This is a genomic window from Oceanobacillus profundus (assembly GCF_003515705.1).
Lineage (GTDB): Bacteria > Bacillota > Bacilli > Bacillales > Amphibacillaceae > Oceanobacillus > Oceanobacillus profundus.
This window is the reverse complement of the sequence record NZ_QWEH01000004.1, coordinates 265,278-291,957: the sequence shown is the minus strand read 5'-3', so window position 1 is coordinate 291,957 and position 26,680 is coordinate 265,278. Positions and strand designations below refer to the sequence as shown.

General features: G+C 36.2%; 27 protein-coding genes and 1 riboswitch. Of the genes, 10 read left to right on the top strand and 17 right to left on the bottom strand.

Annotation, left to right across the window (positions count from 1 at the left end):
• Position 1 precedes the first annotated feature (1 nt).
• On the bottom strand, positions 2–517 hold the full coding sequence (locus D1B32_RS08730; protein WP_095307085.1) for a YqeG family HAD IIIA-type phosphatase: 516 nt from the start codon (positions 515–517) through the stop codon (positions 2–4).
• 445 nt (positions 518–962) lie between these two features.
• Between D1B32_RS08730 and D1B32_RS08725 the strand changes: the two genes are divergently transcribed.
• From D1B32_RS08725 to D1B32_RS08685, 9 genes are all read left to right on the top strand, one after another.
• Positions 963–1,103, top strand: coding sequence for a sporulation histidine kinase inhibitor Sda (locus D1B32_RS08725; protein WP_095307086.1), 141 nt, complete (start codon positions 963–965; stop codon positions 1,101–1,103).
• A 290-nt stretch (positions 1,104–1,393) separates the two neighbouring features.
• On the top strand, positions 1,394–3,811 hold the full coding sequence (locus D1B32_RS08720; protein ID WP_095307087.1) for a Na+/H+ antiporter subunit A: 2,418 nt from the start codon (positions 1,394–1,396) through the stop codon (positions 3,809–3,811).
• On the top strand, positions 3,808–4,242 hold the full coding sequence (locus D1B32_RS08715) for a Na(+)/H(+) antiporter subunit B (RefSeq protein ID WP_118889116.1): 435 nt from the start codon (positions 3,808–3,810) through the stop codon (positions 4,240–4,242). The genes D1B32_RS08720 and D1B32_RS08715 overlap by 4 nt, the downstream gene beginning before the upstream one ends.
• Positions 4,242–4,580: a Na(+)/H(+) antiporter subunit C gene (locus D1B32_RS08710; protein WP_095307089.1), complete on the top strand. Its 339-nt coding sequence runs from the start codon at positions 4,242–4,244 to the stop codon at positions 4,578–4,580. The genes D1B32_RS08715 and D1B32_RS08710 overlap by 1 nt, the downstream gene beginning before the upstream one ends.
• Positions 4,573–6,057, top strand: a complete 1,485-nt coding sequence (locus tag D1B32_RS08705; RefSeq protein WP_095307091.1) for a Na+/H+ antiporter subunit D — start codon at positions 4,573–4,575, stop codon at positions 6,055–6,057. The genes D1B32_RS08710 and D1B32_RS08705 overlap by 8 nt, the downstream gene beginning before the upstream one ends.
• Positions 6,058–6,062: 5 nt before the next feature.
• Positions 6,063–6,539, top strand: coding sequence for a Na+/H+ antiporter subunit E (locus tag D1B32_RS08700; RefSeq protein WP_095307092.1), 477 nt, complete (start codon positions 6,063–6,065; stop codon positions 6,537–6,539).
• Entirely contained in the window at positions 6,539–6,814 is a 276-nt protein-coding gene (locus D1B32_RS08695) for a Na(+)/H(+) antiporter subunit F1 (protein WP_118889115.1), read from the top strand. The genes D1B32_RS08700 and D1B32_RS08695 overlap by 1 nt, the downstream gene beginning before the upstream one ends.
• Positions 6,807–7,148: a monovalent cation/H(+) antiporter subunit G gene (mnhG, locus tag D1B32_RS08690; protein WP_316246654.1), complete on the top strand. Its 342-nt coding sequence runs from the start codon at positions 6,807–6,809 to the stop codon at positions 7,146–7,148. The genes D1B32_RS08695 and mnhG overlap by 8 nt, the downstream gene beginning before the upstream one ends.
• Positions 7,149–7,339: 191 nt before the next feature.
• Entirely contained in the window at positions 7,340–8,818 is a 1,479-nt protein-coding gene (locus tag D1B32_RS08685; protein ID WP_118889114.1) for a UDP-N-acetylmuramoyl-L-alanyl-D-glutamate--2,6-diaminopimelate ligase, read from the top strand.
• Between the two features lie 234 nt (positions 8,819–9,052).
• Here the strand turns inward: D1B32_RS08685 and D1B32_RS08680 are convergent, their stop codons facing one another.
• The 3 genes from D1B32_RS08680 to D1B32_RS08670 form a co-directional block, all read right to left on the bottom strand.
• A complete protein-coding gene (locus tag D1B32_RS08680) occupies positions 9,053–10,549 on the bottom strand; it encodes a sodium:solute symporter family protein (RefSeq protein ID WP_118889113.1) in 1,497 nt (498 codons plus the stop codon).
• A gap of 104 nt (positions 10,550–10,653) precedes the next feature.
• On the bottom strand, positions 10,654–12,021 hold the full coding sequence (locus D1B32_RS08675; protein ID WP_095307097.1) for an LLM class flavin-dependent oxidoreductase: 1,368 nt from the start codon (positions 12,019–12,021) through the stop codon (positions 10,654–10,656).
• Positions 12,022–12,089: 68 nt separating this feature from the next.
• Positions 12,090–12,755, bottom strand: a complete 666-nt coding sequence (locus D1B32_RS08670; protein ID WP_095307098.1) for a carboxymuconolactone decarboxylase family protein — start codon at positions 12,753–12,755, stop codon at positions 12,090–12,092.
• A gap of 120 nt (positions 12,756–12,875) precedes the next feature.
• Positions 12,876–12,982, bottom strand: a riboswitch (SAM riboswitch).
• Between the two features lie 495 nt (positions 12,983–13,477).
• Here D1B32_RS08670 and sigK point away from each other — a divergent pair.
• Complete coding sequence (gene sigK / locus D1B32_RS08660; protein ID WP_095307099.1) at positions 13,478–14,182, top strand: RNA polymerase sporulation sigma factor SigK; 705 nt, start codon at positions 13,478–13,480, stop codon at positions 14,180–14,182.
• An 85-nt stretch (positions 14,183–14,267) separates the two neighbouring features.
• Here the strand turns inward: sigK and mtnN are convergent, their stop codons facing one another.
• The 13 genes from mtnN to D1B32_RS08595 form a co-directional block, all read right to left on the bottom strand.
• Complete coding sequence (gene mtnN, locus D1B32_RS08655) at positions 14,268–14,957, bottom strand: 5'-methylthioadenosine/S-adenosylhomocysteine nucleosidase (protein ID WP_118889112.1); 690 nt, start codon at positions 14,955–14,957, stop codon at positions 14,268–14,270.
• A 24-nt stretch (positions 14,958–14,981) separates the two neighbouring features.
• Positions 14,982–15,641, bottom strand: coding sequence for a YrrS family protein (locus D1B32_RS08650; RefSeq protein ID WP_118889111.1), 660 nt, complete (start codon positions 15,639–15,641; stop codon positions 14,982–14,984).
• A gap of 369 nt (positions 15,642–16,010) precedes the next feature.
• On the bottom strand, positions 16,011–16,253 hold the full coding sequence (locus D1B32_RS08645) for a hypothetical protein (protein ID WP_118889110.1): 243 nt from the start codon (positions 16,251–16,253) through the stop codon (positions 16,011–16,013).
• A gap of 105 nt (positions 16,254–16,358) precedes the next feature.
• A complete protein-coding gene (locus D1B32_RS08640) occupies positions 16,359–17,738 on the bottom strand; it encodes a type VII secretion protein EssB/YukC (RefSeq protein ID WP_118889109.1) in 1,380 nt (459 codons plus the stop codon).
• A gap of 25 nt (positions 17,739–17,763) precedes the next feature.
• A complete protein-coding gene (locus D1B32_RS08635; RefSeq protein ID WP_095307105.1) occupies positions 17,764–18,672 on the bottom strand; it encodes a serine/threonine protein kinase in 909 nt (302 codons plus the stop codon).
• Positions 18,673–18,690: 18 nt separating this feature from the next.
• Positions 18,691–19,635: a PP2C family protein-serine/threonine phosphatase gene (locus tag D1B32_RS08630; RefSeq protein ID WP_118889108.1), complete on the bottom strand. Its 945-nt coding sequence runs from the start codon at positions 19,633–19,635 to the stop codon at positions 18,691–18,693.
• Entirely contained in the window at positions 19,632–21,137 is a 1,506-nt protein-coding gene (locus D1B32_RS08625) for a DUF6382 and FHA domain-containing protein (RefSeq protein ID WP_118889107.1), read from the bottom strand. The genes D1B32_RS08630 and D1B32_RS08625 overlap by 4 nt, the downstream gene beginning before the upstream one ends.
• Positions 21,138–21,371: 234 nt before the next feature.
• Entirely contained in the window at positions 21,372–21,890 is a 519-nt protein-coding gene (locus tag D1B32_RS08620; protein ID WP_118889106.1) for an A24 family peptidase, read from the bottom strand.
• 63 nt (positions 21,891–21,953) lie between these two features.
• Positions 21,954–22,457 carry an A24 family peptidase gene (locus D1B32_RS08615; RefSeq protein WP_158586227.1) on the bottom strand — a complete coding sequence of 168 codons (504 nt, stop codon included), beginning with the start codon at positions 22,455–22,457 and terminating at the stop codon, positions 21,954–21,956.
• A gap of 44 nt (positions 22,458–22,501) precedes the next feature.
• Positions 22,502–23,077 (bottom strand): TadE/TadG family type IV pilus assembly protein, encoded by a 576-nt coding sequence (locus D1B32_RS08610; RefSeq protein WP_118889104.1) that lies wholly within the window; start codon positions 23,075–23,077, stop codon positions 22,502–22,504.
• Positions 23,078–23,162: 85 nt separating this feature from the next.
• Complete coding sequence (locus tag D1B32_RS08605; protein ID WP_118889103.1) at positions 23,163–23,822, bottom strand: DUF4352 domain-containing protein; 660 nt, start codon at positions 23,820–23,822, stop codon at positions 23,163–23,165.
• 21 nt (positions 23,823–23,843) lie between these two features.
• Positions 23,844–25,988 carry a DUF5702 domain-containing protein gene (locus D1B32_RS08600; protein ID WP_118889102.1) on the bottom strand — a complete coding sequence of 715 codons (2,145 nt, stop codon included), beginning with the start codon at positions 25,986–25,988 and terminating at the stop codon, positions 23,844–23,846.
• 12 nt (positions 25,989–26,000) lie between these two features.
• A complete protein-coding gene (locus D1B32_RS08595) occupies positions 26,001–26,666 on the bottom strand; it encodes a TadE/TadG family type IV pilus assembly protein (protein ID WP_095307116.1) in 666 nt (221 codons plus the stop codon).
• Positions 26,667–26,680: the final 14 nt, after the last annotated feature.

The window sequence follows — 26,680 nt, the reverse complement described above, 5'->3', positions numbered from 1 at the left end:
TCTATTCCTCCCAGCTAATCTTTCCTTTTCTGCGCATGTAATTTAGAATTCTCCGCTCGATTTTTCGGTTAATCCTTGTAATTTTTCCATCTGTTTGAACGATAGGAACAACAAGAATCGTATAGAATCCAGCGAAATTTCCTCCAAGCACATCTGTCAGGATTTGATCCCCGACTACTACAATTTCCTCTCTTTTCAGACCCATCTCTTTTGCTACTGTTTTAAATGCACGACCTAATGGTTTTCTTGCACTATACACAAAGGGTGTCTCAAGTGGCTCCGAGAAAACCTGTACCCGTTCTTGATTATTATTTGAAATAATAGTCACTTTAATATCATGATCTTTCATCAGTTTAAACCACTGAATAATTTCAGGAGTAGCATTTTTTACATCCCAAGCTACAAGTGTATTATCTAAGTCCGTAATAATCCCTTTGATACCTTTTCGCTTCAGAATTTCTGGTTGTATGTCGAACACGCTTTTTACATGTTCGTTAGGCAAAAAATTCGATAACATCCATTACACCTCAATATAACTGCAAATCAGTTCATTTTTTATCCAATACCACATTATACCCTAATCGTATAATAACTTACTAGAGATTTAAAGCAGTTGTTCAAAAAATCTCCCCCTTTTGAACAGACATTCAAAGCGCAAGCAGTTTAGTTTGCGCATTTAAGTGTAACTATTATTTATATGAAGTTTTCCTGCTTTGCATTCGTTGTTTATCGCTAAAATCCGAAAGAATCGTTCGACAAATTCATACAATTTTCTAATTGTGGATAACTTTATCAACAATATTTGTTGTTCTCATATTAGCAACATCAAGCATTCACAAATCCTTATACACAAGTTATCTACAGGTCGATGTAGATAACTTGCGCCTTGTTCTTACTGTATAATCATGTTAAATTATTAATAGATTCAGCAAGCAAATTCTAAATTTTAGGAGGGCTGTATTATGGAAAATTTATCAGATGATTTACTATTAGAATCCTATTATACAGCATGTGAATTAAATTTAAGCCCTGACTTTTTATCGCTATTTGAAGAAGAAATTCACAAAAGATGTCTAACACAAAAAATTAAACGTTCAGGTTAACAAAGCATAATATAAGAAATAAAAGGCCACAACCCTATTCATGTAAGGGTTCTGGCCATTTTTTATTTTCCAAACTATTAACCCTCTGTTAAAATCTCTTCCTATTTAAAAGGAACTGTAAGATGCTGAAAATTGACGCATTGTAAGACATGCAACTCACTTAAAATTAGGTTATACTGTAAAAAGGGTCAAAATTCATCCGACATTTGTTAAGTAAATATAAAAATCTGGACCTTATTTCATTCTACTTAGAACGGTTGTTCAATTTCTAAATAAAGGAGGAATTTTATTTGACAGCTTTACATTGGGCTACGATTTCCCCATTTTTATTAGCCATTCTCATCCCGTTCATGTACAAATATGTACGCAGGATACATACGGGCTGGTTTGTATTAATATTACCGCTCGTTTTATTTATTTACTTTCTATCCTTTTTACCTGTAACAGCGAATGGGGACGTTGTTCTACGCTCTGTGCCTTGGGTTCCTTCACTTGGAATCAGCTTTGATTTATACATAGACGGGCTTAGCTTATTATTTGCATTACTAATATCAGGAATAGGTACACTTGTAGTTTTATATTCTATCTATTACTTATCTAAACATAAAGAAAAACTCAATAACTTCTATGTTTACCTATTGTTATTCATGGGCGCAATGCTAGGAGTCGTTTTATCAGATAACTTGATCGTCCTTTATGTATTTTGGGAAATTACAAGTATTTCATCGGCTCTCCTTATTAGCTATTGGTTCCATCGTGAGAAATCTACATATGGAGCACAGAAATCTATGTATATTACCGTTTTTGGCGGGCTTTCCATGCTAGGTGGATTCTCACTGCTTTATGTCATGACAGGAACGTTTAGTGTTCGGGAAATTATTGCAAATGTTGACCTTGTTGCAACTAGCTCACTATTCTTACCTGCAATGATTTTAATACTACTCGGCGCATTTACCAAGTCAGCACAATTTCCATTTCATATTTGGCTACCTGATGCAATGGAAGCCCCTACCCCTGTTAGTGCTTATCTGCATTCGGCAACGATGGTTAAAGCTGGGATATATTTAGTTGCCAGAATGACACCTATTTTTGGCGGTGCTGCCGAATGGTTCTGGATTATTTCACTTGTCGGATTAACAACACTCATATGGGGTTCAATTTCAGCGGTAAGACAAAAGGATTTAAAATCTATTTTGGCTTTCTCTACGGTAAGTCAACTAGGGATGATTATGAGTCTGCTTGGAGTCGGCTCTGTTGCCTATTATTTTAATGATGGAGATAATGCACTCTATACAACTGCAATCTTAGCTGCTGTTTTCCATTTAATAAACCATGCGACATTTAAAGGCAGTTTATTTATGACAGCAGGCATCATTGATCACGAAACAGGTACACGTGATATTCGTAAGCTTGGTGGTTTAATGACACTCATGCCGATTACTGCTACTGTTTCTTTAATCGGGTTAGCAGCAATGGCCGGACTACCGCCGTTTAATGGCTTTCTCAGTAAAGAGCTTTTCTTTACTGCAATGGTAAACGTAACTGAATACGGCATTTTCAGTGTGGAAACATGGGGAATAGTTTTACCTGTTTTGGCGTGGATTGCTAGCATCTTTACATTTTTATATTGTGCTATTCTTTTCTTTAAAACGTTCACCGGAAAATTCCAGCCTGAAAAGCTTGCAGTCAAACACGTGCATGAGGCTCCAATTGGGATGCTGATCAGTCCAATTATTCTCGGTTCACTTGTAGTTATTTTTGGTTTATTCCCAAATATTCTTGCTTACACATTGATTGAACCGGCTATGGCTGCCATTCTTCCAGGTATTCTAGAGCCAGGAGAGCAATTTTATGTGAACATTTACCACTGGCACGGGTTTAAATTAGAGTTGTGGATGACCATTGGTGTCATTGCTATCGGTACAATATTCTTCCTAACAATGAAGAAATGGTCAAAATCTGCTTTCTATAGAAGTGAACAGGATATATTTAACCATGTATATGACAGTGGCTATAATGGATTGATTAAAGGTTCACAAGTACTTACCAGAGCACAAATGACAGGAATGTTACGGGATTATTTTCTTTATATGTGTACGTTCATCGTCCTGCTCATCGGTTATACGATGTTCCGTTACGATGCATTTGCAATCAATACGGATAACTTGTCACCAATTGATCCTTATATGTGGATCGTTGCGATTCTATTAGTAATTTCTGTTGTTGCTGTACCATTTATTAATAATCGAATTACAGCTATTATTGTGGCGGGTGTTGCTGGTTTCTTAGTTGCACTAATGTTTACGATATTCCGTGCTCCTGATTTAGCATTAACACAGTTATTAGTAGAAACAGTTTCTGTTATCTTGTTTATGCTTGTTTTCTACCACTTACCTGAACTTCGTAAAGAGAAGATTAAACCGTCGTTTAAACTCATTAATTTAATTGTTTCAATTGCTGTAGGTGTTATGATAACTCTCGTTTCACTGAGTGCATTCGCTCTAGGCAGTGAAACAGATTTCACTTCCATTGCAGCATATTTTATTGAGAATTCCAAGGTTTTAGCTGGTGGATACAATATTGTCAACGTTATTCTCGTCGACTTCCGTGGACTTGATACGATGCTTGAAATCCTTGTATTAGGAATTGCAGCTATTGGAGTGGTATCAATGATCAAATTGCGACTAAAAGGGAGTGAAGATGTGTGAAACAAATGAGACCAAATGATATGATGTTACAAGTCTCTATGCGGCTCATAACATTAATCATCTTTGCTTTTTCATTCTACTTATTCTTGGCCGGTCATAATAATCCAGGTGGTGGTTTTATCGGTGGATTAATGACAGCAAGCGCTATTTTAGTTTTATATTTAGCTTTTGATATGAAAACAATTAAGAAGGCAATACCTTTCAATTTCACGACCATGATCGGCGTTGGATTGCTGTTCGCTGTTTTTACGGGAGTCGCATCCATGTTATTTGGATTTCCGTTCTTAAAACATTTCTTTGATTATTTCCAATTTCCGATCTTTGGCGAGGTAGAATTAACTACTGCACTCCCATTTGATTTAGGAGTGTATCTCGTTGTAGTCGGAGCTGCCTTAACAATTATTTTAGCAATTGCGGAGGATGATAAATAATGGAAGTACTAATGTCAATTGTAATAGGTATCATCTTTACCGTAAGTGTCTATTTATTCTTGTCGAGAAGTATCATACGCGTTATTTTAGGAACTTTACTGTTATCTCATGGTGTGCACTTACTACTGATCACGATGTCAGAACTTCAGCGTGGTGCACCACCACTATTAAATTTAGATGCCGATGCCTATACAGACCCATTGCCACAAGCTCTCGTCTTAACAGCGATTGTTATTGCTTTTGGAGTTACTTCGTTTCTTTTAGTAATGGCTTATCGGACGTATAAAGAACATAAGACAGATGATTTAGAAGAATTAAGGGGATCTGCTGATGAATAATTTAATTATCCTTCCGATAATTATTCCATTTATTATCGGAGCTGTATTAATTATATTCCCAAAACACCATCGCCTTCAGCGAGTGGTGAGTGGGTTCACTGCTGTTGGGATGCTGTTGCTGTCAATCTATTTAGCAATTGTTGTCTATCAGAATGGGATTATTGTTTTAGAAGCAGGAAATTGGTCTGCACCATTTGGTATTGTACTGGTTGCTGATATGTTTGCAACATTAATGATCTTACTTACCAGTCTATTAAGTGCAGCTTGTTTATTCTTTGCATTTAAAACCATTACACCACAGCGTGAGAAGTTTTACTTTTATCCTTTCTACTTTTTCTTGCTGGTTGGGGTAAATGGTGCTTTTTTAACAGGTGATATATTTAACTTGTTTGTATTTTTTGAAGTAATGCTGTTGTCCTCTTACGCTCTTATTGTTAACGGTGGGACAAAATATCAGCTTCGTGAGTCATTTAAATATGTCATTATAAATGTTTTTGCCTCAGCGCTATTTGTCGTTGCAGTTGCATGGCTATATTCTGTGACAGGCACACTAAACATGGCTCATATTTCGGAACGAATTGCTGAACTTGAACAAACTGGAGTGGTAAATGTCATTGCGATTATGTTCTTTATTGTATTCGCATCTAAAGGAGCCTTATTCCCACTTTATTTCTGGCTTCCAAAATCATACTTCGGTCCACCTGCTGCTATCGCTGCCCTGTTTGGAGGCTTGCTAACAAAGGTTGGTATTTATGCTATTATTCGTGTATTCACATTGGTTTTCTACCACGAACCGAGCTATACACATAAAGCTGTTATAGTTACAATTGCTGGATTTACAATGTTGTTTGGAGTGTTAGGTGCAGTTTCTCAATTCGATTTCAAACGAATACTTTCTTATCATATCATTAGCCAGGTTGGCTATATGGTAATGGGACTTGGAATCTTCACCCCTCTAGCAGTTGCCGGTGCAATTTATTATATTGTACATCATATGATTGTGAAAACCGCTCTCTTCTTATTTGCAGGAGCTGCTGAGCGAGTTACTGGTACAACGGATTTGAAGAAAATGGGTGGGCTGCTTAAAACGCACCCTGTATTATCTTGGTTGTTTTTTATTAGTGCTATTTCACTTGCTGGTATTCCGCCTTTCAGTGGTTTTTTCAGTAAGTTCCCGATTATTTTAGCTGGTTTTCAGGAAGAACAATATATTATTTCCGGTGTTGCTTTACTAGTCGGTTTACTAACCCTTTTCTCTATGATGAAGATATTTAGTTATGCTTTTTGGGGAAAACAAAAACATACAAATGAACAAGCAAAGCTGCCTATCGGTAAACTTTTATTACCAATTGCGCCTCTCGTAGCACTAACAATCATTTTAGGTATTGCTGCTGAGCCTATTTTCCAATATTCGTTACAAGTAGCTGAACAAATCATGGATCCATCAATTTATATTGAATCTGTTCTGAAGGAGTAGTTGCTATGGCTTTCCAAATTTTAGTCAATATAATAATTGCCGTTACATGGATGTTTCTACAGAATAGTTACACGGCTACAAGTTTTCTTTTTGGATACATAATAGGAATTATTATATTGTTCATCCTGCGCCGTTTTCTTGTTTTTAATTTTTATATGAATCGAGTGTGGGCAATTATTAAGTTGATCATGCTTTTCATTATCGAGCTCATTAAAGCTAATCTTGATGTCATTAAAATTGTTCTAAGCCCAAAACTTAATAATCAGCCTGGAATTGTAGCAGTAGAAACGAGATTAGAAACGAATGTTGAAATAACCTTACTTGCTGCACTTATTTCCTTGACACCTGGTACTGTATCAATGGATTTCTCAAGCGACGGAAAGACTATTTATATTCACTCTATCGATGTACCGGATAAGGAAGATATGATCGAACAAATTCGTAACTCATTTGAACGAGCGATCATGGAGGTGACGAAATAATGTTTCAAGTTATTCTTTATTTTTCACTTTTAGTATTATCAATTTCTTTGGTTCTGTTCTTAACAAGAATAATTAAAGGTCCCTCCACTCAAGATCGAATACTTGGATTGGACTGTATTGGAGTAACATTAGTTGGTTTTATCGGGATTATCATGATCCTTCAAGAAACCATTGCATACTCCGACATTATCCTTGTGTTAAGTATTCTGGCTTTTGTTGGAACGGTGGCCATGTCAAAATTCATGGAAAGAGGTGCTGTCTTTGACCGTGATTGAGATTATTACGAGCATATTCATTTTAATCGGTACGTTTTTCACTATTTTAAGCGCAATTGGTGTCATTCGCCTTCCGGATGTATATAGTAGAATGCACGCTGCTGGTAAAAGTTCAACCCTTGGGGTTGTCACATTGATGCTAGCTACGTTCATCTATTTCATTCCGACAGGTATAATCAACGGAAAGGTTTTGCTAGCCATTCTATTTCTGTTTATCACAGCACCTTTATCAGCGTTGATGGTTAATCGTTCTGCATATTACAATGGGGTACCTCTCGCTAAAAACAGTATACAGGACGATTTAAGAAAGAAATTTGAACAAGATAAAGAATAAGGATAAATCTTATTCGTAATGATAAAGAATTAAATTTTAAAAAATGGATCATCACAAGCTGATGATCCATTTTTTAATTTCCTCTCCTGCTTCATATGTAAATTCTCGATTAAAAAATAATAGAAACGGGAATACCTATGGTTAGATGAATTTATTCGTTTTGTTAACACTGAATAGAGAGGTTTTCCACGTTGAATACTTACGAGTTACTAAGCAGCTTAAAAATAAAATCAATATATGGTGCACTACCAGAAGAAGTCCATTCCATTGAACAGGATTCCAGAAAAGTGAAAAAAGAATCATTATTTGTTTGTATTAGAGGCTTCCGATCAGATGGTCATTCTTATTATTCACAAGCCATTCATAATGGAGCAACAATTATTATTGCAGAAGAAAAACTTCCTATTGACCTTACAAAGTTTGCTTTAGTTATTGTAAAAGATACTGCAAAAGCACTGGCAATTCTTGCAAATAAGTTTTATCATTATCCTTCAAACAAGATGACTGTGTACGGTGTGACTGGAACAAATGGTAAAACAACAGTCACAACACTAATTAAGCAGTTACTTGAAAAGAATAATCAGCAAGCTGCATTGCTTGGTACAAATGGAATTGATCTTCTAAATGAATCCGTAGAAAGTGATAACACCACATGTGATGTACTAACGAATCAAAAAATACTTCATAGAGTAGCCGAGCACGGAATGGGTCACATAGTTATGGAAATATCTTCTCATGGTCTCGCACAAGGAAGGCAACGTGGAGTTAATTTTGATGTAGTAACTTTTACAAACCTTTCACAGGATCATCTTGACTATCACAAGACGATGGAGCAGTATGGCTACACAAAAGGTCTCCTTTTTGCGCAGCTTGGAAATAATTTGACAGAAGAAAAAAATGTTATTCTAAATCGGGATGATCCGTGGTATGAGATATATAATGGCATGACACCATTTGAAGTGATTTCTTACGGCATTTATAACGAAGCTGACTTTCGAGCAACCAATATTACCTACTATGAGGACCATACCTGCTTTACATTAGGATCTCCAGAAGGGAATTTTCCCGTCACTACAAAATTAATTGGCGAATTTAATGTATATAATGTAGTAGCTGCAATCGCAACCGTATATAGTAAAACAATGATTTCTGTAAAAACGTTAGTCCGCTCACTCGCTAATATAGCCCACATAAATGGCAGAATGCAAAAGCTCGACCTTGAAGCACCAATATCAATTTACATTGACTACGCACATACCCCAGATGCGATAGAAAAAGTAATCGCTTCTGTCCAACCATTTAAGCAGAATCGTATTCTATTAGTGGTTGGTACCGGCGGAGATCGAGATGAATCGAAACGTCCCATTATGGCTGAGAAAGCATCTGTAGCTGATTTTGTAATTTTAACAATTAATGACTCAAGATATGAGGATTCTAATGCTATCTTAACGGATATGGAACAAGGAATGAAGCACAATAATTATATCTGCATTCCGAATCGAAAGGCTGCCATAAGCCTTGTTATCGACAAGAGTGAACCCGGAGATATTATTATCATTGCTGGTAAAGGGCTTGAGAAGTATCAAATCACAGAAGATAAAAAACACCCGCATAGTGACAAGGAAATCGCAATACGAAATTGTTCGATTAAGTATAATCTAAGTGTGTAGATTTAGAATCAGTAAGGACTAATTTACATTCAAACTGCAAACATACAACAAATTGCCTTAGGCTCTATCAAAGATCCCAGGGCAATTTGTTATTTAAAGAAAAGGTTAATCTTTTCCAAAGTACCATTTCCAAAGAGAAAAACCAACAATAGCATATATAGCAATTAGACCATATAGCCAAACTGTTAACATTTCATTAACAAACAATCGCTTCTCCCCCATTCTCTAATCCATTCACTTTGCTTCTTGTATACTTTCATATTCTTGGTCGGGTTCCTTAAAGATTTTTGACAAAATCAATATGACTGCGATTCCAATAAATGTTGCTACTGCACCGGCAGACATTGTACTGGGGATGATCCCGCCAAAATATAAGATAAGATATGATAATAATCCAATAAACATCGATCCTTCTGCTGCGCGTGGAGATACTTTCCTTTTAGCATAAACAGCATACAAGATTGGACCGAGGGTCCCCGCTGCTACACCTGAAATCCCAATCCACATGACGTCCCCCATATACCTTGGTGGGTTAAGCACAAGCAGAAATGCTGCTAATCCGACTAGTGGAACACTCCATCTGCTAATGAGAAGAGCGATTTGTTGCGCCTTTTCTTCACTCACATTTACATATCCGCGTTTCACTAGAAATTTAAGAAAAATATCATTAGCAAATACGGTTGAAATCGATACAAATAACCCATCAGTCGTTGACATAGCTGCAGCAAGTATAACTACACCAAATATCGCAACAAAAATTGCTGGGAATGCCCATGCGATATACTCCATAAGGGCTAAGTCAGTTGTTTCTGTTCCACTACCAATAGCTACTCTGCTATACAATCCACCAAACAGTACTAACACACATAGGGAAGCTGTTATAACATAAACTAAAATCATTTTTCCTAAATCACTTTCTCTTTTCAAACCCAATACCTTATTAAATAAATGGGGTGCCGAGGCAAAAGCCCACTGGATTGTTATGGCACCTATTACCGGTCCGATTGAATAAAAATGTAGTGATTCCGGATTAAAAACCTTAACAAGGTTACCATCCTGCGCAGCTAAATTATCAACAATACCTGCAAAAGTTGCAGTGACTCCCCCATCCCAAAATATAACAATCCCTGAAATAAATACTGCTAATCCAGCAATAGCCATCATAATTACCTGTACAGCATCTGTATAGATATCCGCAAGTGCGCCACCTGCAAACACATATAACACCACAATAGCCGTAATAAGAATCAAACCTGTTGAATAATTCATACCAAGCAGATACTCAAATATCCTTGCACCAGCTACAAATTGCGCAGCTATGTAAAAAATATTAAAAAGTAAAATTAACCCTGTTCCCACTCGCAAAATATCACTATTATAAAAATCGCCAAGCCAGTCTGGTAATGATAGTGATTTTTGTTTGGTATTCAACTTTCTTACCTTTTTTGCAACCATTAGCATTCCTATTGGGCCGCCACCTATCATTGCTAAGAAAAGCCATAAGTTAGATAGACCCCAGTCATAAGACCATCCTGGATATCCTAGAAAGGTTGCAGCGCTCAAATAGGTTGCAGCAAAAGATAGGCCTAAGATGACTGGTCCTAACGTTGTTCCTCCAGTTGCAAAATCACGGACATTTTTCGTTTTTCTGGCGCCAATATAACCAAGAAAAAGCATAACCACAAGAAAGAGTGAAAAACCTATCCATGTATATAATGTGGTAGCTTGCATGCACTGACCCCTTTCTCTGAATTATCAGCTAATTAACCGTAGTAAAAATACTATGTGCTTGGTTTTTGAATGTAAGTATAAGAATTTAAAAATACCATCACACCTTATACATGTAATTTCAATTTTCTTGCCGGATGATTGTTGGGCAAATATGGACTTTTGGTTTCAAAAAGATTTTCTCTTAATGTATTACCTTCGTAATCTGTTCGATATATTCCTCGCCTTTGTAATTCAGGTACAACATGGTCAACAAATTCCCGAAAAGTTTCTAATGAATACGATTGTGCAATATTAAAACCATCTACGTTAGCCTCAACAGCCCATTTCTGTAATTTATTTGCTATTTGTTCTGGTGTGCCAATAAATTTTGCCGTGCCATTGCCTAGACCATGATTTTGAAGTGCCTCACGAAGTGTCCACCTTTTTTGGGGATCCTTTGTATACATGTCTAAATTCCCCTGTACTGCTTCTGTTTCCATGTCATCTAAATACTGATCCGGATTATATTTAGATAGATCGATACCTGTATGCCCAGATAGCAATGCAGCTGTCCCCTCATAACTAACAAGGCTTTTTAATTTCTCGTATTTAGCAAATGCTTCTTCCTCTGTAGAACCAATAATGGGAAGAACCATTGGAAAAATACGAATATCCGTTGCATTTCTTCCCTGCTCTACTGCACGTTTTCGAATATCTGCAGCGTAATTTTTCATTGCTTCCAGTGAATGTCCCTTTGTGAAAACTGCTTCAGCGTGTTTGGCTGCAAAATCTCTTCCTCTCGAAGAAGCACCAGCTTGAAAAAGTACTGGAGTCCGTTGTGGTGATGGCTCCGTCAAATGTGGACCAGGTACATGATAAAATTCACCTGTGTGATCGATCGTATGTACTTTTTTAGGATCTGCAAAGGTATCCGTCTCCTTGTCATAAACAACCGCTTCGTCTTCCCAGCTGTGTTCCCATAACTTGTAAACGACCTCAAGAAATTCATCAGCACGGTCATAGCGTAAATTTTTAGGCAATCTACCTGACAGGCCCAGATTAATTGCCTCACTCTCTAAATACGATGTGACTACATTCCAAGCAATTCTTCCTTCTGTCAAATGATCCAGTGTTGAAAGCTGGCGTGCAAGTGCGTATGGCTGGGCATAGGTTGCTGAAATCGTTGGAGCGAATCCGATGTGCTTTGTGACCGCTGCCATAGCTGCAATTGGCATTAATGGATCATGTGCCGGCAATTGCACAGCATGCTTAATTGCAGCATCATGATTACTACCATAAACAGAATACGTGCCTAGCACATCGGCAATAAATACGGCATCAAATTTTCCTCGCTCTAACACTTGCGCTGTTTCTGTCCAATAATGAATTCGATTATGAAAAGCCCCCTTATCTTTTTCATGTTTCCATAACCCCATGGAATGAGGCGATGGTGAATTTTGTACAAAGCCGTTCAGATGAATTTGTTTTTCCAACTGGAACACTCCTCCTATAAATTTGCTTAGATATGGCTTTACTGCTCGCACGATTATCAGAAACAATACTACTCGTCAAAAGCGTTTAAGGCATTTACACTATGCGCGATTGCCGATCCAGCTTTCAGTGCTACAGCAACAAAAATTGCTTCAGAAATCTCTGCTAAGTTTGCTCCTGTATTTTTTGCATTTTTCGTATGCAAATTAATACAATACGCACAACCTGTTGTATGTGCACAAGCAACTGCAATTAACTCTTTTTCTTTTTCACTTAAGTTTTCTGCTTTTATGGAATGGTGATCAAAATTTAAAAATGCCTTAAAGGTTTCATCGTTCAACTTAGAAAATTCCTTTATTCGGTTGAAATACGATGCTTTATACAATTCCTCGTCACTATTTCCATCGTAAGCATTTAGTGCATTTACTCCATGTGCCGCAGCTGATCCCGCCTTTAATGCTGTTGCAACGAAAATCGCCTCTGCCACCTCTTCCTTACTTGCTTTCTGCTTTTTGACATTTTTCACATGTAAATCAATACAATACGGACATCCAGTAATGTGTGCCACAGCAACTGCAATTAATTCCTTTAACTTTACGGATAATTCCCCTTCAGCCAATGCTCGATTATTAAAAGCAAAAAATGACTCGAACGCATCTGGTGCATATTTCTTTAGTTCCTGAAGCCTTCCAAAATAATCCTTTCTGTACAAGCTATCTGTTTTTGTTACACCCATTTTCTTCGCTCCCTTTTCAAATTTACCTATTAATCGCAATATAATCTTTCCCATGATATTACTTGGTTTTTAATCAAATGAAAAAACCTCTTCTGATGAGGAAGAGGTTCTAAATCACTCATCTCATCTTTCAAGCATTTGCTTGCTGGAATTAGCACCTTGTTACATCATTGTAACGGTTGCCGCAGGATCGTAGGACCAGTTCCTCCCCTGACTCTTGATAAGAAAAATCATATTCAATTAATAGGAATTGTTCACATCATACACCTGGTAACGAATCATGTCAACTCTGTTTTTTGAATTTAATACAAAAGTTAGATATTTAGCGTAAGATGACGTTCATTTGACCTATATGAAACTATTTATTGTAACGTGCTCATTCCAAAGTTATATCGTCAAAATCTATTGCTTTGCTAGCTCCTGTGCTACTCCAATAATCCAATCCTCTTGACCACCTACTGCACCCATTTATTGGATGCGATGAACGTTTTTTTAATCTTATCGCTAGTATGTAATATAGGTACGAGTTACAAACCAACCTTTATCTTTTCACAAAGTATTTGATGAATAAGTCCGTTATCAAATCAACTAAAACCTTAAAAAGCCTGTTTCCATAACAAATTTTCGTGGACAGACACGAATCCTCTCTTTAAGTCATAAAGATGTTATATAGGCAAAAGCCCAATCTTGAAGCAGACTGTTCACTTAGGAGGTGATTGCGTTTGTCCGGGATTTTATCTGTGCTTGCTCTTCTAATTAAGGAAGCCCTCTTTTTTGTTTCTTATGTAAAAAACCATGCATTCCCGCAACCATTACCCTCTGACGAAGAAGCGAAATACATCGAGGAAATGCAAAATGGAAGTGAAACAGCCAGAAACAAACTTATTGAACATAATTTAAGACTTGTTGCTCACATTGTAAAAAAGTTTGAGAATACTGGTGAGGATATGGAGGATTTAATTTCAATTGGAACCATTGGTCTTATAAAAGGGGTCGAAAGCTTCTCAACAGATAAGGGAACAAAATTGGCAACATATGCTGCTCGTTGTATAGAAAACGAAATATTGATGCACCTTCGCGCATTAAAAAAGGTGAAAAAAGACGTTTCCTTGCACGATCCAATTGGTCAAGACAAAGAAGGCAATGAAATCAGTCTAATTGATATTCTTGAGGCAGAGAATGATAATGTAATTGAATACATCCAATTGAATATGGAGATCGCCAAAATGCAAAAGTATTTTTCTGTTCTCGATAAACGAGAGCGAGAGGTAATTGTTTATCGCTATGGATTAAATGACTATAACGAAATGACACAGCGGGAAATCGCAAAAAAGCTAAACATATCACGAAGCTATGTCTCACGAATTGAAAAAAGAGCGCTCATGAAAGTGTTTCATGAGTACTATCGAAAAGAGCGCAATAATTAATTTGGAAGGCTTCCAAATGATAAAAAAGCCCAGAAACATGAATTTATCATTGTCTCTGGGCTTTTGCTTTTTATTTAATTCTCGTTTATAAACTCTTAACTACAGCGATAATGAGCTGGGCTGCATTTTTAGCCGCTGTTTCAAGAAATTGATCAAACGAGATGGACGATTTTTTTCCGGCAATATCAGATAATGCACGAATAATAACAAATGGCTTGTTATACTGATGGCAAACCTGTGCAACAGCTGCTGCTTCCATCTCTGAAGCAAGCATCGTCGGAAATTTTTCATGAACAAATGCAACACGCTCGGGATCTTCCATAAACGAATCACCAGTTGCAATAATTCCCTGTTCACAATTTATATCCATATTTTTTACTGCAGCTACTGCTTTTTCAACCAACGTTTTATCTGCCTCGTACATTGGAGGTAGTCCAGGCACCTGTCCATAGCTATAATTAAAGGCAGTTACATCAACATCATGATGTACAACCTCAGTCGAAATGACGATATCTCCCACTTCCAGATTGCTAGCAAAACCGCCAGCAGATCCTGTATTAATAACATGTGTTGGTGCAAAACGTTCATGCATGATGGTAGTAGCCATTGCCGCATTCACTTTCCCAATCCCTGATTTTAACAGAACTACAGATTTATCCTGTAATTTCCCTTGAACAAATAAGCAATTTGCTACTGTTTGTTCTTGTTTTTCTGTCATCTGGTCTAATAATAGTGCAACCTCTTCATCCATTGCACCTATAATTCCGATTGTCATACTATATCCTCCATCAATCTACTTCTATTTTTTATCATTTTCAATTAGAATTTCAACCTTCGTAGGCTGCCATCCTTCATTATCAACCCACGATAGAAATACTCGAAATACTTCCGTTTCTGCTGTGTCAGATACAGTAGCAATTACCTTTTGATCGCCACCATTTTCAATCCACCATTCAATCATATCATCTCCGGTTAAACCAGTAGCTTGTGTAATTGCTCTTCGCATTTCGATTCGATCTTGTGAGCCTTCATCAAATGTTGTTGTATGTGGACCTTCTTGTTCAGTTCCAACAGGTGACCAATCCCCAGTATATGCTTCTGCAACATTATCATCTGAAGGTTCAGCGGTCTCTGTTTCAATTTCCTCATCAGCATTATTTTCTTCATTTTCATTTTCAGCTTCCTCGTCTGAAGCTAAATCATTTTCGCTTTCTTCCTGTTCAGGATTATTACCCTCAGCGTCCTCCTCATCCTCTTCCGTAATTAGAAAATCTGAGGATTCATTTTCATTATTTCCTGTTTGCTCTTCAGTTTCATCATCGCCACCGCCAAATAACCACATACCAAGCAATATGATGATGAGAAGTGCACCAGCGATAAGGAAAATGGAAATTAATTTTGTGTTTTTTCTGCGTTTTTCAAATTTGTTTAAACGTGAATGTTTGTCTGATTCACTCATTTCATTTCCCCCTTCCTAAAGTTCATGTTCAAAAAATAGAATAACATAAGTTTATTACATCTGTTACGGGAAAATCAACCGAACTCCCAATGACATACTGATAGTTTATTGAATATCATCTATCTCTATTATAGTATCATACCATATATAATATGCTGATTCATATACATCAATCACTTTCTGCTTTTACGGTTCTTATGTCGATAAAAACCCTTCTGATAAACACTTCTTTTGTATATCGGACCGATAAATATACCTACTAAAATTACTCCGATAATGATAGGTATACAGAAAGCAACCTCTCCAGCATTATCTGCGTGAAAAACAGTGGTTCTTTGCGAAAAAGAGCATATGTTATATATTATTCATTTAATCAGATCCATAAGTTCTTCGTATTGGTCCCCATATCCATCCTACCAATACTAGGAAAATACCTAACAGCACTACAATAGGTATGACAGTAGCTGTTATTACACTGTCAACAATCCCTGTTTGAACCAATAGATCTCTAAAGAATATAATTACCCATAGTATTGACTCAAAAATAAAGCGAAAGATAGGCTCAATTATACCTCTGACAAAATCAATTATGGTTGCAAAAAAATCAGCCATTCATGAATCCCTCCTTCTAAATTAATTAAAGCTGTATAATGCAATATTATACAGCTTTCTCGATGTATCAGTACCAATTTACGCAGTAAAATTCAGATTTACACATTAATTAAGATCATCAATCTGATCATCAATTTTATCTATTGCCTCTTCTTTTTCATCTTTATCCAAATCATCATTTGCTTCAATCAACTTTTTTTCCCTTTTCAGTGCTGTAATGTGAAGCTTTTTATTATCAAGATCTTTTGCTAGTTTAATTGCTTCGTCTGTATCATCTAATTGAATATAACTTCTTGCTGCTAATAATTTAGCGCGTTTGTTGTCTGCTAATGCATCATAAAGCGTTACAACTTCCTCATAAGATTTATTGATCCAAGCTTGTTCAATTTGTACCTCGGCCAGACTGGATTCAATTGCTAAAATTGCTTCTTTTGCCTTATCTGAATTCTTTGCAACAAGTGATTTTATAACCTCTATATGATATGCTTCCCCCAGGCCAGCTGCAGCTGTAAGACTTTCAACAGTATCTAATTCAATATATTGTTCCATTAATGTACGTTCTGCACTTTCATCCAGTTGATTTGCTGATTCAAATTGCGTAATTGCTTCTTCAGTATCTCCTACAATCGTAGAACGATATGCATGCATAACGGTTCGGTTATCATCTAGTAACTGCTGAATCTCTTTATTTTTCTCAGTTAGCATTTCGATATTCTCCGCCGACTTCGCTTCCCCTTCAGCTGCTGCGGAATTTACTTCGTTGTTAAGTGGAATAACTTGAATCACATAAATGACAAGCATCCCAATAATAAGACCGAGAAGCACTCCTGATAAGAGCGTCATTTTTTTATTCGGATTTTGCGTTTTTTCAGCTTGCTGCTTAATTGGTGGCGGTGCAGGTGATCTTTGTTCCGTATGAAGGATTTGTTTTAAATCACTTATTGACTGAACGCGACGAATACTTTCTGCAATCGGCTCATTAAATTTCAGGCCGGCCAGCTTTTCGCTAATTTCATTAAATTGATAGGAACTGTAAACGTATAACAAAACCCTCTTCAGTTCTTCTAAAAGCTCAGCTGTATTCATTTCCTCTTTTGGAAAGACAGAACGAATTCCTCGGTGAGCAAATTTAATATCACCTTCTGCATTTACATAAATATTTTCGGGATGAACCAATGTTGTATACTGGGTACCAATCAAGCTCTCTATCTTCAACATGTTCAATGCAGCTTTTTTCTTTAATTCATTGGATACATGCCTATAATCTTTTAATTTTTTATAATTGCTTTCTTTTTTATAAAATATCCGAATGATTTGCTGTTCAACTACATAATGCTGACATTCAAAAAACAAAGCATCCTTTCGTTTCAACTCTTCAAGCTGCTCTGCTTCTACTAGATTCGTTTCCGCTATTGGTATTTCATATACGACGACATCATCTTTTTCCTCAATCGTTCCAAATTGCAGCTTTTCTTGCTCTGCCATGCATGTTACCTCCTCAAATTTTAGTTTAGATAAATGAAATGATAATGTAACCAATTAATACAATCGATATCGATACAATTGAAATGGGACGAATAATCGACCAATCCCACTTTTGGCTCCTTTTATTTTCCCATTCTTCTTTTGCTTTTAGCATTAATATCTTTGCCTCTCGAGCATCTTGAAGGCGATCTTCTGGCTGGAGTTCAACTAATTGTGTAACACATCTATCAAGACTTTTGGGAAGCCTTTTATGTAATTTTTTGATTGGCTTTTGAACGATATAGACATATTTCCCTTGGGATAATAAGTAATATAATAATGCTCCGAGTGAAAATAAATCAGTTCGCGTATCGGTTTGTTTTTTTTCAAATTGTTCCGGGGCTGCAAAACCAACTGTGCCAACTTGAACGGTGTCCTTCATCCGATTATGCTGAAACTTCCTTGCAATTCCGAAATCAATTAGCTTTATCTCTCTATCCTTATTGATCATAATGTTTCCTGGTTTAATATCTCGATAAACAATAGGAAATGGTTTCTGTGTATGTAAATAGTGAAGTACATCGCACAGCTGTACTCCAATTTTTATGATCGTATCTACTGACAATTGATTATTGTATAGCTGAAAGTAATCCGATAATGACACTGCATCAATGTATTCCTGAACTAGGAAGAAATAATTCTCTGTTGAGAAAAAATCAATGACACGTGGCAAGTTAGAATGTTCTAGTTCACTTAGCAGCTTTGTCTCGTCAATTAATTTGGATGCTAGCTTACTTTCCATATTTGTAATTTTTACCGCCCAGCGCCGATTTGTATCGTTCACTTCCTCAACGAGATAAACTTCTGACATACCGCCTGAAGCTATATGTGACAGAACGTGGTATTTTCCATTTAAAATATCGCCTTTCTTAATATGGATATTATGTTTATTCATCGCAAAACACCTCGTCTATCACAATTTGGTTCCTTTTAAGAATGAAAAGAACCCTTTCTTTTCTGCTGCATAATCCGTATTTACATATAAATTACGAATAAGCATGAGCGTAATATTATCATTTGCATCGGAAAAATTAGAGAAATTAATTAAGTAATCACAGATCGCTTGAAGATTGGTGTACTCTTTTTCCAAACTAACCAGCATATTCTTAATTTCTTCATTGGAGAACAATGAGTAAAATCCATCACTGCAAACTAGAAAAAGGTCACTTGCTTGATAAGTTCCTTTATGGCTATACACATTAATTGTACTTTCAATTCCAAGACATTGCGTGAGTACATGTCTTTTTGGGTGGCTTCTTGCCTCTTCTTCACTCAATATTCCATTTGTTACTTGTGCCTGCACCCACGAGTGGTCTTCCGTCAGCTTTAGAAGCTCAGGCTCTGTTTCAAGAATTTCTGTGTGCTGTTCCTCTAATAGACTCGACAGATATTGCTCGTTTACAGCTTCTTGTTGAAAATATTGCTGAAGACCGTAATTCCAGTTTTTCATATGATAGATTCTACTGTCACCTATATGAATAACTGCGTACGATCCTTGATACATGACAATCATCGAAAGTGTAGTACCCATCTTCTTCCCTGTTTGCTGTGATAGAGCTTTAATTCCTTTATTAATCTGCTGCAATGTATGTTCAGTTTCTTTTAAAACACGCTCGATTGTATCTTTTCTTCGAATTAACTTTGATATTCTCTTATTCCACCATTTCTCCAGCTCTGCAATCGCAAAACGACTTGCAATATCACCAATTTGATAGCCACCCATGCCATCTGCAACTACAAATAAAGCAATTTCATTTCCATTTGTATCTTTCTCCATCAAATGTAAATAGGAATCTTCATTTTTACTTTTTTTCATACCTTGGTGTGTAGCTACACCGGTTTGCCAATTTCTGCTCATTGTGAACTGCTCCACTTGAATGTATAATGTGCTTTTCCAAGTTCGAATTCATCATCTTCCTTTAATGCGTAGACCTTATATGGAACCATTGGATCTCCATTTAATTTAGAGCCATTCTTCGAGCCTAAATCCTTAATACCAAAGCTTGAACTATCAATTTTAATAATTTCAGCATGTATTCTTGAAACGCCAACAGCTGTATCAGGGTAGTTAACTGCCTCTTCGTTTCTGCCGATTAAGAAGTTATTTGTATGGATTGCAATCGTTTGTGGTGCTTCATCTGCTGACGTACGGATGAGTGTAGCCGAAATGTCAACTTCCTTCTCCATCGTAGCAACGGATAAATTAGATTCTTCCTCTAAAAGCACTGTATCTTCATTATCTGGTGCTAATAACCTTGTATCTGCCTGCGCTGCTGCAACTGGCGCAACATTTGAAGGACTAAACTGTGTTTGATACTGTTGTTTCGGTATCTGTACATTAAATCTTTGCTGCTTTTGTCTTACTTTTGGTTCCGGATTTGATTGATTATGTATTGGTTGATCTATTGCTTGTGGTACTTCTGTCTCAACTGCAGCAACACCTGGTCGCCAGATTTTCCAAAATACAAATACGGCTACAATGACAGTAACTGTTAAGATACTGCTTGTTAGCAGTACGGCTGGATTTCTATACATGTCGTAAAGCTTCCAAATGAGAGCTATGGCTAATAATGAGCCCATGATTAGATATACTTTCGTTCTAGAAGTCAATGGCGGTAGCTTCTTTTTCCCTTTTTTCTTCGTCATACTTTGACTGCCAGCAACAATTGGCTCAGAACGCGTCTGCTCTGCTGCGTTTTGATTTTCCGTAAAGCTTCCTTCCATCTGGTTACCATTCAGATAGTCATGGTTCGAATACATTTGGTTGACATTAGAACGAAGTGAAATCAACTCTAATAATAATGTTTTTAACCCACTTAAACTAAAGGATGCATTTTTAATGTAGTTCAAAATACTTTTAAATTCATTTCCTTGTAGACCTTCAATTTCACCAGCGACGTCCGTTAATAGTTTTTTCATATCTTCTATTACACTAGTATTTTTATCAAGGTCAATAACTGGTAAATAGGTTAAATATACATCGCTCGCATTTTGCCCGATAAATAGAAATTCCATCTGTAAGATATAATTTTTCTGATCAAGCATATAGGAACTGGCTTCCTCAAGTGTATTGATAAGAGAAAGAAATAACTGATAATAATCATTCATTGATGCTTTATTATCACGAAAGTAGGAAATTAGCTTCTGTTTTGAATTTATATCATAATGGAGCTTTGTAACTAGGTCAATATGCTCCAATGACATTGGCAGCATATGTGGTATTCGATTAGATTGAATCATCTTCAATTGAACCGCATTTAAATTATCTGCCGTTAATTTTTTGTTGTCTTTTTTGGAAAATACGATTGATTGACCATTCTCTGTCGAATAATCATATTCCAGATTGTAAATTGTTCCCATTCTTTTTCCTCCTACATGATTATGTACTATTTAAATAAATAGTTGATTGTTTTCCAGCTAGCCTTAAATACCATTCTTAATCTTTAATAGACACAACTATTATTGCTGTGCATCAGCATTCTTAAAAGGAAAACAAGTTGCTTTTGTGACTTTATATTCATACAGCTTCCTAAAATCTCGATTTAATATGAAAATGAGGTGTTGGAAAAATGCGTTTATTCATTTTTTCATGCATCAAATAATTGGATATATGTAAGTGATAACAACTGCTGGAACTACTGCATACATAAATGGAAATCTTGTAGCCTTGTTTTTCTTATAATCCTCTAATTTACGATAGTCTTTCATATACAATGAATCTCTTAAATAAAAAAACGCATCAATCATTTTTTTCATAAATGTTTTCGTTAATAATAAAATTAGTGCACTAAGTATTCCAGCAAAAACGATTGAAAGAACCATCATATTAACCACCATATCGAAGCCTACCAAAGAACCAATTGCTCCAAATAACTTAACATCTCCAGCTCCAATAGCTTTAAAGATGTACAAAATCAGGAAAATCCCGCCAGCAGTTAATAACCCAAGAAGAGAAAATAAAAGACCGCCAAAACCATCTGTAATGAAATGATAAATTATCCCGACAACTATCCCGCCGGCAGTTAGCCAGTTCGGTAGTTTTTGATTTTTAATATCGGAAATGAAAGCAATTATTAAAAATAGAAAAAGTATATAATCATGAACCCCGAGCATCTGACTCTCCCTTTCTCGTAACTAGAAACTTCCTTTACATACAAAAAATGAAATTAAGAATACTTAAATGAATAGAAAGGTATAAGTTAATATAACCCCTGGAAGGACTGCATACATAAAAGGGAAAGAAATAATTTTCGATTCTTTATCAATAATGGCAAATTGTTTATCCCATTTTCTATTTAAAAAAAGGATTCCTTTATTATACAAGATATACAGCTTCGTTCTAGTAATTATTAATAGAAGTATACCAATTACCCCTCCACAAACAATGGAATACATAAGGATATATAATACGATTTGAATCCCTGCAAATCCACCTATTGCTGCAAATAGCTTCACATCACCTGCACCAATTGCTTTAAAACCATAAAGTACCAGGCATACCACAGTTGCAACGATCAAACCAAAAACAGAAAACAGGAATCCATCAATACCATTTGTAATAAGATGCAAGATAAATGCTAGCAACATCCCACCTGCTGTTAACCAATTTGGTATTTTTTGGATTCGGATATCCCATAAAAATGCAATTATGATAAATAAAAAGAGGAAATAATCATTCATTTGCAACATGTGTTCACCTTACCTACGTATTATTCTTCTTCAAATTAGTATCCGCCAACCCAAAGACGTTCATATGCCTGCTTTTTAATTGTTATCGTCCTATCAACAAATGGTACAGTTAAATCTAAGTCGTAAGTTGCCGTAATGCCAATGTACGAGTCAGCACCACCATTGATCGATCCTGGTAATTCAACTTCAACATTTATATTAGATCCCGTGGCGGAATTGGAATTCATATTATCTGCAAATTTCTCCTGAACGATTGGAGTTACAACTGACGCTCCAAGTTGGTCTATATAATTTGAACTTGAAGGATCAAAATCCAAAAGCTCTTTTAACGATGTGCCAACTAATTTTTCAACGTCCTCCAAACTAATAATATTGGTACTAATACCAGACAGTTTATCGCTTGCAAGATTCTCGACTTGATCTGATAGAATCGTTGCCGGATAGGCATGTGTTGAAATGATTTGTGCTGTTTCAGATACAGACTTGTTCAGTGCAATTTCTGCTACAGAGATACGGATGATAGAAGCCATAAAAACTATAAATAACATAAAGAACGGTAAAACTAGCGCAGCTTCCAGTGTAATACTTCCATTTTCACTTTTTAATCGCATTCTGCATCCTCCAAACAGACTTATAAACCAGAACTATTCTTACTATTATAAGAATAGCCCCAGTATGTTCGTCTATATTTCCATGTTATTTAGCTTCGTCTTGTGTAAATTCAAATGCTACTACATTGGATAGACCAGAAAAATTTCTTCCGGTATTTAACACATACAAGTCATTAACTGGAAGATCATACAATAAAACTCCAGTATGTGACTCACCGGGTGCTATTTCTGGCCACTCTTCTGCAACACCATCCATATTAAACCATCCAAATCCAGTTGATTCCCTGTCTGTAGATAGGAATGTATTACCTAATGCATCTGCACCAGGCATCGGTTCATTCGTCAGGTTTTTAACAGTCACGTCTACAAGTACATAATTCCCTTCTCGTGATGGATCATTAGCAACTTCATCTTTTATTTCCACTGAATTTAACGTAATCTCAAATTCGCCAAAGTTGCTGCCGATATGTCCAGTATCGCCAATACCTAAACCTTCTTGATTCTCAGGATACTCCCCGTTGTTTTCTGATGCTGATTCATTTGAATCATCTTCCTGATTATTTTCTTCACCTTCAGAAGTATCTTCATCTTCATTCTCGGTAGCCTCATCCTCAGGTGTTTCTGATGTCTCTTCTTCCGTAACTGGAGTGTCCTCCACTTCTTCATCTTGTTCATCATTATTACAAGCAACGAGCAAGCTTGATAATAATGCAATAGAAAACAGACCCATAAACAGTTTTTTCATTTCATATTCCTCCTGTCATACTTAGTAAGAGTAGTTTGTTTCCGTATCGATATAGTATCTGCCATTTCTTACCTGACCTTCTAATATATTTGTACTTCCAAGCATATCAATGATTCCTGGAAGAAACCACAAATCAATCGAAGCTTCTGCATTTGCTGTGGCATAGATGGGTGCATTTTCTAAATCATCAGATGATTTCTGATCAATGACAGACTGAATTCGAGTGATACGTTCATCATCCGGATCTGGATGCAGAAACAAGAAAAGCCTTAAATAAAATTTGTAATCTGTTGAGAATGATCTAACTCCCCTAATTTTCAATAATGGAACTTCCTCACCTTTAGTCAACTTTGTAATATCATTTACTGTCTCGGTAAAAGACCAACCTACTGCGGCCAAAAATTTTGGTAACGGAAGTACTACTGCTTGCACTTGCGGTTGTGAAAATGATGAAATAAAATTAAACGCAAATCTTGTTGCTGATAATTCCAATAATGCATTTGCATAATTTATTCCCGGTGCATGATGACCATATAAAATATATTCCACTTCTCTATTTATAAATAGAAAATTTTCCGGATAACTGCCAGGTTCCATTATACCTAAACTGTCATCTGCTTCAAATCTCGTAAGAATATACTCATTTATATATGCTTTGTTTCTAATTTCAGTGGATAGGTCCCCAAGACTCTTAAATAAATTTGATACGATATCAAATGCATCTGATGCACTATCTTCAGGATCCTCCAAGTCAAGGTTTCCCGGGTTGTTCAACGAAGCATTGCCATATGTTTGAACTAATGATTCTAGTTCAGTATAGACTGGGAAATCCTGCGTAAAAGCAATTCCTTTTTGAAAGATGTCTTTTATTTTTTCAAGTTCTCTCAATGCATCCGAAAGACCACTGTTATCTTCTCCACCATCAACTCCAGTGTCTGTTTCCTCATAATTATTATCAATATATTTTCTGGCCTCATCTGTATCATTCAGTGCTGTATTAAACTTACTGATAATATTATTGAATGGTGGACGAAAAGCTGTTAAATCAAATTCAAGTATCTCAGATAATGTTTCAATTTGATATTTTACATATGGCAAAAGCCTTGTCGATGCTCCTGGTTGACCGCCATCATCAACACTATCCAAAGCCTCTTCAATATTAGAACGGGCTGTTGTGAAAAAAGAGCTATCCAAAACATAATCGTTTATCATATCCGTTAATTCACTTATTTCATTTTGAACATCTGACATGGAGCTATCACTACATTGACTATCGGAAAGGTCTCCATATTTTCCTTCAACTTCTTCCCTTGTATCATCAATTTTTTTCTGAATAGCTTCATTAATTTCCTTTGCATTGTTCAAATCAACAATTGCAGCTTCTAATTCGGTTTTATTTGTATTTGCATTATCCCGAATATCTTTCAATAAATTCCTGAGGTCATCTTCAAACTCTGAATCTTCATCTTCAATGTATGTTGGAAAATGATCTATCGCATTACCAAGATTATTTAGGTTAGGATATGTAGATGCATTTGTACCATTAACCTTATTATCAACTGAATCTAATTGATTATAGGCATTCTTCATATGGTTAATTGCTTTTTCCATTTCTGCATCTCTATCTTTAACTAAATCGTTAACATCTTTGGAAATATCAACATATATTTCTGCTTCCAGCATGGTACAGGAATAAGGCAGGATACCATCTAGTATAACTTTCCCAAACTCTATCGGTGCAGTGTATTTCATATCCTCTAATATCTGGTGTTTAACAATTTCCTTATTAGAAAAAGTACGCCCAGAATCAGGTGCGAAGCTAGTACTCTCCATTTTCGTATCTACAAATCTGAAATAGCTACCTTCTTCTACTTGTAAATTATTTTCAAATACCTTCTCAAATATCTCTCCTGGATCTTCAGCATTTTCATTTATGATAAACAATCCTTTATTCTGTACGTCCTTATTGTAGGAAGAGAATGCAGAACGAATTGCGCTTTTAGAAGCCTGCTCCACCTGGTTCTCAGCCACCATTATTCGAACAAAATCTATTAATACTGCATTAAATAAGAATAGTAAGAGGGTAACTATAATAACATAAATAGAAACAGCTCCATTTTCATTCACTATAAAGTGCCGAAATGCTGTTTTAAATCTTTTCTTCAAAATTACCCTCCTTTAATTTCCAGATATAAATTTTGTTATATACCCGGAGTAATCTGCTATTGATTTTACAGCATACATAACCAAGTCTGTTGTTCGAATAAATTCAGTAGGTTCTGTAACTACATGACTGGCCTCTGCCTCAATTTCATTTATACCAAACAAGCTGCTCAATGAGGAAGGCAAATTCAAGGGACTTCTTAATTTAACAACGATTTCACTACCTGCTAACCCATTGTTGTATTGCACTTCACCAGTGGCTCCGGGTGGCAGGATATCCGTTGTAGCTCTTCCCAGCTTCTGCTGTGGTAAACTGCCACCACCGCCAGAACCAATTTGTACGGTTGCATTTCCTCTGGAGAATATATCAATTCCAAACTGAGATAGGTACTGATCACTTGTTAATCTCCAGTAGAGACCATCTCCACCAGGGAAAGTAGTATATTTATCAAATTCCCCAGTATCAATATCTTTATCACTGTTATCCCAAACAAATGCCAGTCGTTCTGCTACTGTATTTGCACTGTAGTGGAGAACGGATTGCTGATAGATTACCAGTGCAAAAAAGATAAAACTTAAGGTTAAAAGTAATAATATCGGGAATATTACTGATGCTTCGATAGTAAATGCCCCATGCTCATCCTTTTTAATTCTTTTTAAATATTTTTTCATGAATTGCATAATTTAAGTCCCCT

What these genes read in the sequence shown, in the direction of transcription:
- D1B32_RS08725 (WP_095307086.1), top strand. Translation starts at nt 963, where the DNA reads ATGGAAAATTTATCAGATGATTTACTATTAGAATCCTATTATACAGCA.
- D1B32_RS08625 (WP_118889107.1), bottom strand. Translation starts at nt 21,137, where the DNA reads ATGGGAACAATTTACAATCTGGAATATGATTATTCGACAGAGAATGGT.
- D1B32_RS08620 (WP_118889106.1), bottom strand. Translation starts at nt 21,890, where the DNA reads ATGCTCGGGGTTCATGATTATATACTTTTTCTATTTTTAATAATTGCT.
- D1B32_RS08640 (WP_118889109.1), bottom strand. Translation starts at nt 17,738, where the DNA reads ATGGCAGAGCAAGAAAAGCTGCAATTTGGAACGATTGAGGAAAAAGAT.
- D1B32_RS08670 (WP_095307098.1), bottom strand. Translation starts at nt 12,755, where the DNA reads ATGGGTGTAACAAAAACAGATAGCTTGTACAGAAAGGATTATTTTGGA.
- D1B32_RS08615 (WP_158586227.1), bottom strand. Translation starts at nt 22,457, where the DNA reads ATGAATGATTATTTCCTCTTTTTATTTATCATAATTGCATTTTTATGG.
- D1B32_RS08680 (WP_118889113.1), bottom strand. Translation starts at nt 10,549, where the DNA reads ATGCAAGCTACCACATTATATACATGGATAGGTTTTTCACTCTTTCTT.
- D1B32_RS08605 (WP_118889103.1), bottom strand. Translation starts at nt 23,822, where the DNA reads ATGAAAAAACTGTTTATGGGTCTGTTTTCTATTGCATTATTATCAAGC.
- D1B32_RS08700 (WP_095307092.1), top strand. Translation starts at nt 6,063, where the DNA reads ATGGCTTTCCAAATTTTAGTCAATATAATAATTGCCGTTACATGGATG.
- D1B32_RS08705 (WP_095307091.1), top strand. Translation starts at nt 4,573, where the DNA reads ATGAATAATTTAATTATCCTTCCGATAATTATTCCATTTATTATCGGA.
- mtnN (WP_118889112.1), bottom strand. Translation starts at nt 14,957, where the DNA reads ATGACAATCGGAATTATAGGTGCAATGGATGAAGAGGTTGCACTATTA.
- D1B32_RS08730 (WP_095307085.1), bottom strand. Translation starts at nt 517, where the DNA reads ATGTTATCGAATTTTTTGCCTAACGAACATGTAAAAAGCGTGTTCGAC.
- D1B32_RS08610 (WP_118889104.1), bottom strand. Translation starts at nt 23,077, where the DNA reads ATGCGATTAAAAAGTGAAAATGGAAGTATTACACTGGAAGCTGCGCTA.
- D1B32_RS08695 (WP_118889115.1), top strand. Translation starts at nt 6,539, where the DNA reads ATGTTTCAAGTTATTCTTTATTTTTCACTTTTAGTATTATCAATTTCT.
- D1B32_RS08595 (WP_095307116.1), bottom strand. Translation starts at nt 26,666, where the DNA reads ATGCAATTCATGAAAAAATATTTAAAAAGAATTAAAAAGGATGAGCAT.
- D1B32_RS08630 (WP_118889108.1), bottom strand. Translation starts at nt 19,635, where the DNA reads ATGAGCAGAAATTGGCAAACCGGTGTAGCTACACACCAAGGTATGAAA.
- D1B32_RS08645 (WP_118889110.1), bottom strand. Translation starts at nt 16,253, where the DNA reads ATGGCTGATTTTTTTGCAACCATAATTGATTTTGTCAGAGGTATAATT.
- D1B32_RS08635 (WP_095307105.1), bottom strand. Translation starts at nt 18,672, where the DNA reads ATGAATAAACATAATATCCATATTAAGAAAGGCGATATTTTAAATGGA.
- D1B32_RS08710 (WP_095307089.1), top strand. Translation starts at nt 4,242, where the DNA reads ATGGAAGTACTAATGTCAATTGTAATAGGTATCATCTTTACCGTAAGT.
- D1B32_RS08650 (WP_118889111.1), bottom strand. Translation starts at nt 15,641, where the DNA reads ATGAGTGAATCAGACAAACATTCACGTTTAAACAAATTTGAAAAACGC.